Source organism: Dialister sp. (assembly GCF_051885895.1).
Taxonomy (GTDB): domain Bacteria; phylum Bacillota; class Negativicutes; order Veillonellales; family Dialisteraceae; genus Dialister.
Map to the genome: position 1 here is coordinate 1 of NZ_JBJEXP010000074.1, position 8,120 is coordinate 8,120.

An 8,120-nucleotide genomic window follows, 5' to 3' on the forward strand; every position below is an offset into this window, starting at 1 on the left:
GCAATCCTGTATAGGATTGCCAAGCTGGGCGAAGCAAGGCGCCTGGCCTGCCCATAAAGGCGCTTTCCTTTTGCCGCCCGATCGTCAGAATCTGCATGACAGGGCTGAGGACAGGTCTGGAAAATTCCAGAAAAAAACTAAATTCTTCATCGTTTGACGGCGACAACATGACCGAAAAAGGAGGCTTAAATTTGAGGCTTTAGCCGCTGCCTTCCCGCTGACTGGTATTTACAGGCTCTTGTGTCACTAACGCCATGTACTGCGCGCATTCTGCATGGAATGCGCGAGTCGACCAAAGTTGGCCCTTAGCCTGCCCATATGAGGGCTTTCCTTTGGGTTGGTCAACCGGCGATTCTTCGCTTTCGCTCAGAATGATGCGTCCGGCAGTATGGATAGCACGTGACCCTGACTATAAAATTTCATCGCCGCAAAGCGGCGATACTACACCCTCTGAACCCTTTGAACCCTTTGAACCCTCTCTATAATCTGCTGTCTGCCAAAGTATTTCAGAATTTCCATTGACTGCCTTGTCAGTGAAATTTATAATAGTAGAAGTGACTATATCAATGGAAAAGAGAGATCTATGAATAATACATATATGCAGATTTTTACCACGGTTCTTGGTGAAAACCAGATCAAGCTTGATGAACCCATGAGCCGTCATACCACCTTTGGCATCGGCGGTCCGGCGGACTGTTTTCTGATTCCCCGGACAGCAGAAGAGCTTTGTATCATTAACAGGCTGGCGTATAAATATGGCATGCCTGTTTTTGTGTTAGGCGGCGGCGCCAATCTTCTGGTTCGGGATAAGGGCATCCGCGGCGTTGTCATTTTCACAGGACGGCTGCATAAAATTGAGCAGTCCGGCAATCTGCTGAAGGTTTCCAGCGGCGTTTCTACGGCCCAGACAGCCCAGGCGGCCTATGAGAGAGGCCTTTCGGGCATGGAGTTTGCCAGCGGCATTCCCGGCACCATCGGCGGGGCGGCCTATATGAATGCCGGCGCCTACGGCGGGGAAATGGCGAAAATCATTGTTTCCGCCACCACCTGCGACAAGAAGGGAGATCTCATTTCCTACAACAGCAGGGATATCCGCTACTCCTACCGGCACAGCCTTTTCATGGAGAACGGGGAAGTGATTGTGGATATTACCCTTTCCCTGAAGCCGGGAAACAAGAAGGATATCAAGGCTTTAATGGATGATCTGAACAACCGCAGAAGGACGAAGCAGCCTTTGGAGAAGCGGAGCGCCGGAAGCACCTTTAAGAGGCCTGACGGCCATTTTGTGGGCCAGATGATTGAGGAGCTGGGGCTGAAGGGCTTTTCCGTAGGCGATGCGGCAGTCAGCGAAAAGCATGCCGGTTTCCTGATCAATAACGGCCATGCCAGCTGCGACGATATGCTGCGGCTGATTCATGAAGTGCAGAAGCGGGTGAAGAGCGAATACGGCGTGGATCTTCACACCGAAGTGCAGATCGTGGGAGAAGAATAAACCGGAATGACGGGGCTGGGAAACCGGCCCTTTTCTTTTTGTTCCGGGAACATGGTATAATGAAAAAAACAGCAGGAAAGGAGACAGGCTATGGAAGTGATAGGATTTTACGGGCCGCCGGGCACGGGAAAAAGCGACAGGGCCCTGGTGATTGCCTATGAGAACAAGGCGTCCTGCATCATTGATGACGGCATCCTCATTTATCACAGCCGTATCGTGGCAGGGAAATCGGCCAAGCGGGAAGAAAGCCGGCTGAAGGCAGTGAGACGCGCCATTTTCTGGGATCCGGAGCAGAGAGCGGAAGTGCAGGCGGCTCTGCAGAAGATTCATCCCAAAAGAGTGCTTATCCTGGGCACCTCGGACCGCATGGTGGTCACCATAGCCAAGGCGCTCCAGCTGCCCATGCCTTCCAAATATATCCGCATCGAGGATGTGGCCAGGCCGGAGGATATGCTGAAGGCCAGCGAAGCCAGGCATAAGGAAGGCAAGCATGTCATTCCGGTGCCTACCATGGAGTTGAAGCCCTATTTCAAGGGGTACATGGTGGATCCCCTCCGTTTCCTGCGCAATCGGAAAAAAGAGCCCAAACGGTTCAGCGAATGGAATGAAAGATCGGTGGTCCGTCCTGTATTCAGCTATTACGGAAAGCTCACCTTTTCAGACCGGGTCATAGAGGACCTGGTGACCTATGCAGTGCGGAACCTGAAAAAAATCAAGATCCGCCACGTGAAGAGCCGGAAAAGCGAAAGCCAGGTGAACGGGCTGGTGCTCTATCTGGATGTGACCGTGCGCACCGGCACGCCGCAGCATATCAAGGAAGTGATCCACACCATGCGGGATCGGGTGCAGAAGGAAATCGAATATACCACCGGCATGTCTGTGGAAACCATGAAGATCAATATTACCACCGGCGTGGCATGGTAGCCTGCCTGCAGCAGGAGAGAAAGGAAGGGGCATGTTGAAGACAAGAATTAAAATATGCGGACTGACATCGCCGGAGGAAGCGGCCTGCCTGCCGCCCTCCCGGGTGGCCTGCGCAGGCATGGTGCTGTTCTGCCGGAAGAGCAGGAGAAATATTACGCTGGAACAGGCAGCGGCCATTATGAAGGCCCTGCCGCCGTCCATCAAAAAGATTGCAGTCACCGTATCTCCGTCGCCGGAGGAAGCCAGGGCGCTGGAGGAAGCGGGATTTGACGCCCTGCAGGTGCACGGCACCCTTTCCGAAGACATTCTTTCGGAAGGGAAGATTCCCATAATCCGGGCCGTCAATATCAAGGACAAGGTGCCTCTTTTTGAGGAAAGCCCCCGGATTAAAGCCTATCTTTTCGATGCGGCCAGCCCGGGCAGCGGCAAAGCCTTCGACTGGTCCTGCCTGTCACAGATTCCACCGGCAGGACGGAAGTTTATCCTGGCAGGGGGACTGACGCCGGCCAATGTGGGGAAGGCCATTCAGACGGTTCACCCCTGGATGGTGGACGTTTCCTCCGGTGTGGAATATGACGGCAGGAAGGGGAAGGATCCCCTGAAAATCAAGGCATTCATAGAAGCAGTGGAAGAAGCGGACCGGGAATCATCAACGGAGCAGCATATTTCTTCTTGACAAATTTCTATCTGCATGATAAAGTGAATGCAACTTCAAACAAGGAAGAAAAGAGTAGGGGTCTGAATACAGCCAAGCGAGTCCGGAGAGTGAAAGCGGATATGGATAAGGCCTTGAAGTGCATTTCTGAGTTTGGCGGGCCGAAGGAATGAGTAGGCCTTCCCGGGAACTCCCGATACAGAGTGCGGGTATGCGGCATGGCCAAGTACTTCATGAGCTGTCTGTGGAGACACAGGCAGGAATATTAGGTGGAAACACGAGTCTCTCGTCCTGGTAAAGGACGGGAGTTTTTTTATTTCTCAAACCGTCCTTCTGAGGAGACATCGTGTGTACATATCCGGGAGACGCCCGTTACAGCGCAGGGGTGCATGAACGCATCCTTCCGGCAGGGCCGGACAGGAAATCTTCTTTCCTGAAACTTTGTTCCTGTAAAAACCAAGAGGAGGAATAGGATATGGCAGGAATGCGATGTCGAATGTATCATTCTGTAAGATAAGCATACCGAATATACGATACATACGATTAAAAAATCAACGGAGGAATTCATTATGGCAGACAAGAAATATCGTTTCGAAACACTTCAGCAGCATGCAGGACAGGTACCGGATCCCACCACCGGAGCCAGAGCCGTTCCCATTTACCAGACTACATCCTATGTATTCCATGACGCCCAGGAAGGGGAAGATCTCTTTGCCCTCCGGAAACCGGGCTTCATTTACGGCCGTCTCACCAATCCCACCCAGGATGTGCTCGAAAAGAGACTGGCAGCTCTGGAAGGAGGCACCGCAGGTCTGGCAGTTGCCAGCGGCGCTGCGGCAGTAACCTACTCCATTCTGAACATTGCCGGCGCCGGCGATGAAATCGTTTCCGCATCCACCCTCTACGGCGGCACCTATGAACTGTTCACCGATACCCTGCCGCAGCTGGGCATCCATACCCGCTTTGTGAATCCGGACCATCCGGAAGAAATCGAAGCAGCCATTACCGAAAAGACCAAGGCTGTATACATCGAAACTCTGGGCAACCCGGCCATCAATATTCCGGACTTTGACGCCATCCGCGACATTGCCCATGCCCATCATCTGCCCGTGCTCATTGATAACACCTTCGCTACTCCATACCTCTTCCGTCCGCTGGAACACGGCCTGGATGTAGTCATTCACTCCACCACCAAATTTATCGGCGGCCACGGCACCACCCTGGGCGGCGCCATTGTGGAAAACGGTCAGTTCGACTGGAACCAGCCGGAAAGATATCCTCACTTTGCCACCCCCGACGCTTCCTACCACGGCATCAACTTTGCCACTGACGTACCGGGAGCCGGCTTCGTCACCCGCATCCGGGCCAAGGTGCTCCGTGATACCGGCGCAGCCATTTCTCCTATTTCCGCCTGGTTCTTCATCCAGGGACTGGAAACCCTGTCTCTCCGGGTAGAACGTCATGTGTCCAACGCCCAGAAGCTGGCGGAATTCCTTGAAAAGCACCCGAAGGTGGCAAAGGTCAACTATCCGGGCCTGGAATCCTCCCCCTACCATAAGCTGCAGCTGAAATATCTGCCCAAAGGCGCCGGCTCCATTTTCTCCATCGAACTGAAGGACGGCTTCAAGGCAGCCAGAAACTTCATCGACAACCTGGAAATCTTCTCCGACCTGGCCAATGTAGGGGACTCCAAGTCCCTGGTAGTGCATCCGGCTTCCACAACCCACCAGCAGCTGGATGAAGAAGCCCAGAGAGCCGCCGGCATTACCCCCGGCACCGTCCGTATTTCCGTAGGCATTGAAAATATTGATGACCTGCTTGAAGATGCAGAACAGGCTCTGGCTAAAATCTGATCATAATAATCCATAAAGGGCGGCACTCAGGCATGAGGCGGCACCAATCAAAAAACTCTCCCCGCAGCGGGGAGAGTTTTTCATTGGAAACAGGGGCGGTTATGCGTCTTGATTTCAGCCATTCCAGTGGCGAGGAATTTCAGTGAAACGGTCCACCACCATCATGGTGGCCAGGATATCGGACATGAGGTTGTTTTCTTCATCAAACATTTCAGCGGCGATGACGATGGTGGAGTGGCCGTTGTGGGTGATGTGGCTGGTGACTCGGATCGTTTCTCCCGGTTTGGCGGTGCGGATGAAGTTCATGGTCATGGCTACAGTGACTACGGAAGCGCCTACAGAGGCACTGGTGACGCCGGTGACGGAATCGGCCAGGGCGGCCAGGACGCCGCCGTGGAGGCGGCCCCGGTGGTTGTTGTGCTTCATCGGATCCGTCTTCAGGCTGACAGTGACGCTGCCGCAGTGGATTTCATCAATATGGATGTGGAAATAGTCCTCCATGAACCGGTTCTTCTTGTATATATCCCGGATATGCTGCCGTATTTCCTCCGGATCCTTCAGCGGTTTCATATTATTATTGATCATAGTGGTCCCATCCTTTGCTTTGGTTTGCTGTTAGTTTTCATCATAACTGGGATGGAGGTAGAATGCAAGATGGAAATGGGACGCAGAGAGGACCGGGGATGAAGATAGGGCTTCGCCGGGGAAGGGGCGGAAGGAATGAAGAATGGAGAATGGTGGTATCGCCGCCTGAGGCGGCGGTGAGTATTGATACCGTAAACCGCTGCTGCATAGAACAGCGGCAGGCGGACAGGATGTCGCCGATAGGGCTCATGGTCTACCCATTGTTTCCTCTGTAACGTATAATAGAGATAGAAATACAGTGCTGCCGCAAGGCAGTGTTTTTATAAGTCAGCAATGAAGGAGGAGTTATGTTTACAGCGACAACCATATTAGCGGTGAAGAAGGACGGCCATACAGCCATGGCCGGTGATGGACAGGTAACCATGGGAAATGCGGTGATTATGAAAAATACGGCCCGCAAGGTGCGCAGGCTCTATCATGGAAAGATTATTGCAGGGTTCGCCGGCTCTGTGGCCGACGCCTTTTCCCTTTTCGACAAATTTGAAGCCAAGCTGAAGGATGCCAACGGCAACCTGGTGCGGGCAGCCGTGGAATTTGCCAAGGACTGGAGAAGCGACCGGGTGCTGCAGAAGCTGGAAGCCCTTTTGATTCTCACAGACGGAGAGCACCTGTTTCTCGTTTCCGGCAGCGGGGAAGTAATTGAGCCTGACGACGGCATCCTGGCCATCGGAAGCGGCGGCAACTATGCCCTGGCAGCAGCGCGGGCGCTGGCCCAGAATACGGAGCTTTCCGCCCGGGAAATTGCAGAAAAATCGCTTCATATTGCAGCGGATATCTGCGTGTACACCAATCATAACGTCATTGTGGAGGAAATCTGATGGAAGAATTAACACCCCGTAAGATTGTAGAATATCTGGATCAATACATTATCGGACAGGAAGAAGCCAAAAGGGCGGTGGCCGTGGCTTTGAGAAACCGCTGGCGGGCAGGACGGCTGCCGGCAGATATTGCCAAGGAAATCAGCCCGAAGAATATCCTTCTCATCGGACCCACCGGCGTAGGCAAGACGGAAATCGCCCGGCGGATCGCATCCCTTACCCATGCTCCCTTTGTGAAGGTGGAAGCCACCAAGTACACGGAAGTGGGCTATGTAGGACGGGACGTGGAATCCATGGTGCGGGACCTGGTGGAAGAAGCGGTGCGGCTGGTGAAGAAAGAGGAATCCGCCCTTCACGGCAGGGATGCGGAAGAAGAAGCCCTGAAGCGGATTGCGGAAATCATGTGGCCTTCCAAGAAGCAGGAAACCAGAAGCCCCATGGATATCATTTTCGGTGAAAAGAAGCAGGAAACGCCTCAGGATGCAGGAGAAAAAGAGCGCCGGCAGGAACTGGTGGAACGAATCCGCCGGGGAGAACTGGATGACCGGGTCATTGAAATCAAGGTGGAAGACAAGGGCGGTGCGCCCCAGTCGGACAACGAACAGGCCAACCAGATTTCCCTGATGATCACCAACATGATGCCGAAACGGATGAAGAAGAAAAAAGTCACCGTCCGGGCAGCCAGAAAAATCCTGGCAGAAGAAGCGGCCGATGAAATGGTGGACATGGAAGTGGTGAAGGAAAAGGCCATCCGCTACGCCGAAGAAAAGGGCATTATCTTCATCGATGAAATCGATAAGATTGCCGGAAGAACCGGATCCTCCGGCGGCCCCGACGTATCCCGGGAAGGGGTGCAGCGGGATATCCTTCCTATCGTGGAAGGAGCTACCGTGAAGACCAAGTACGGCCAGGTGAAAACAGACCACATCCTGTTCATGGCAGCCGGCGCCTTCCACGTGTCCCGGCCCAGCGACCTCATTCCTGAACTGCAGGGACGCTTCCCCATCCGGGTGGAACTTTCCAGCCTGAGCCGGGAAGACCTCCGCAAGATCCTCACCGAACCCCGGCAGGCCCTGGTCCGCCAGTATACCGCCCTTCTGGAAACAGAAGGACTCCATGTTTCCTTCTCCGAAGACGGTCTCGATGCCATTGCGGAAATCGCTTCCGAAGTCAATTCCGAAACCGAAGACATCGGTGCCAGAAGACTCTATACCATTCTGGAAAAGGTGCTGGAAGACCTTTCCTTCGAAGCACCGGACATGGAAGAAAAAGAAGTGGTGGTGGACAGCGATTACGTCCATAAGAAACTGGGAAAGATTACAGAAAATATAGATATTTCTCACTATATCCTCTGAGAAATCGGAAGGATGGTGCAAAAAGCCAGCGGCAGAAAGCCGCCGGCTTTTTTTGTGTATTTTAGAGGGGCGATGGCAGTCAGCAATTAACAGTCAGCAGAACGATACGGGATTCCCTCTTTGTCTCATGGGTCATTCTGAGGCAGTCAGCCGAGAGATTTCTCGACTTCGCTCGAAATGACGGGAAAAGGAGGGCAGCTGGTGAACTAGCAGCTGGCGGCTAGTTGCCAGCTATCCCAACACCGATCTCGATCCCGGTCGCGCCGCAGGCGCCCCGCCGACTTATATTTATCAGCAATTGTCTCATTCATGTCACGTACCAAGATTCTTCACTTCGTTCAGAATGACAGTGGGAGGCAGGGCTGTTCAGCCCTCAAC

At 53.5% G+C, this 8,120-nt stretch carries 8 protein-coding genes; 7 read left to right on the plus strand and 1 reads right to left on the minus strand.

Features of this window, described 5'->3' with window-relative positions; genetic code table 11:
* Positions 1–583 precede the first annotated feature (583 nt).
* The 4 genes from murB (at position 584) to ACI4N7_RS06235 (ending at position 4,924) form a co-directional block, all read left to right on the plus strand.
* A complete protein-coding gene (murB, locus tag ACI4N7_RS06220; protein WP_439732488.1) occupies positions 584–1,492 on the plus strand; it encodes a UDP-N-acetylmuramate dehydrogenase in 909 nt (302 codons plus the stop codon).
* A gap of 90 nt (positions 1,493–1,582) precedes the next feature.
* A complete protein-coding gene (locus ACI4N7_RS06225) occupies positions 1,583–2,416 on the plus strand; it encodes a hypothetical protein (RefSeq protein ID WP_439732489.1) in 834 nt (277 codons plus the stop codon).
* 31 nt (positions 2,417–2,447) lie between these two features.
* The gene (locus tag ACI4N7_RS06230; protein WP_439732490.1) at positions 2,448–3,092 is read left to right on the plus strand and encodes a phosphoribosylanthranilate isomerase; all 645 of its coding nucleotides are present in this window, start codon (positions 2,448–2,450) and stop codon (positions 3,090–3,092) included.
* 548 nt (positions 3,093–3,640) lie between these two features.
* Positions 3,641–4,924: an O-acetylhomoserine aminocarboxypropyltransferase/cysteine synthase family protein gene (locus ACI4N7_RS06235; RefSeq protein ID WP_439732491.1), complete on the plus strand. Its 1,284-nt coding sequence runs from the start codon at positions 3,641–3,643 to the stop codon at positions 4,922–4,924.
* A gap of 114 nt (positions 4,925–5,038) precedes the next feature.
* Here ACI4N7_RS06235 and ACI4N7_RS06240 read toward each other — a convergent pair whose 3' ends face one another.
* Positions 5,039–5,509 (minus strand): PaaI family thioesterase, encoded by a 471-nt coding sequence (locus tag ACI4N7_RS06240; RefSeq protein WP_439732492.1) that lies wholly within the window; start codon positions 5,507–5,509, stop codon positions 5,039–5,041.
* Positions 5,510–5,571: 62 nt separating this feature from the next.
* On the opposite strand from ACI4N7_RS06240, the gene ACI4N7_RS06245 reads away from it, so the two are divergent.
* From ACI4N7_RS06245 to hslU, 3 genes are all read left to right on the plus strand, one after another.
* Positions 5,572–5,784 carry a hypothetical protein gene (locus ACI4N7_RS06245; RefSeq protein ID WP_439732493.1) on the plus strand — a complete coding sequence of 71 codons (213 nt, stop codon included), beginning with the start codon at positions 5,572–5,574 and terminating at the stop codon, positions 5,782–5,784.
* A 72-nt stretch (positions 5,785–5,856) separates the two neighbouring features.
* Positions 5,857–6,387, plus strand: a complete 531-nt coding sequence (gene hslV, locus ACI4N7_RS06250) for an ATP-dependent protease subunit HslV (protein ID WP_439732494.1) — start codon at positions 5,857–5,859, stop codon at positions 6,385–6,387.
* Positions 6,387–7,742: an ATP-dependent protease ATPase subunit HslU gene (gene hslU, locus ACI4N7_RS06255; protein WP_439732495.1), complete on the plus strand. Its 1,356-nt coding sequence runs from the start codon at positions 6,387–6,389 to the stop codon at positions 7,740–7,742. Before hslV ends, hslU begins: the two co-directional genes overlap by 1 nt.
* The last annotated feature ends 378 nt before the right edge of the window (positions 7,743–8,120 follow it).

Excerpts from the sequence above, each read along its gene's own strand:
- ACI4N7_RS06225 (WP_439732489.1), top strand. The coding sequence starts at position 1,583 with ATGGAAGTGATAGGATTTTACGGGCCGCCGGGCACGGGAAAAAGCGAC.
- hslV (WP_439732494.1), top strand. The coding sequence starts at position 5,857 with ATGTTTACAGCGACAACCATATTAGCGGTGAAGAAGGACGGCCATACA.
- hslU (WP_439732495.1), top strand. The coding sequence starts at position 6,387 with ATGGAAGAATTAACACCCCGTAAGATTGTAGAATATCTGGATCAATAC.
- ACI4N7_RS06240 (WP_439732492.1), bottom strand. The coding sequence starts at position 5,509 with ATGATCAATAATAATATGAAACCGCTGAAGGATCCGGAGGAAATACGG.
- murB (WP_439732488.1), top strand. The coding sequence starts at position 584 with ATGAATAATACATATATGCAGATTTTTACCACGGTTCTTGGTGAAAAC.
- ACI4N7_RS06245 (WP_439732493.1), top strand. The coding sequence starts at position 5,572 with ATGCAAGATGGAAATGGGACGCAGAGAGGACCGGGGATGAAGATAGGG.
- ACI4N7_RS06230 (WP_439732490.1), top strand. The coding sequence starts at position 2,448 with ATGTTGAAGACAAGAATTAAAATATGCGGACTGACATCGCCGGAGGAA.
- ACI4N7_RS06235 (WP_439732491.1), top strand. The coding sequence starts at position 3,641 with ATGGCAGACAAGAAATATCGTTTCGAAACACTTCAGCAGCATGCAGGA.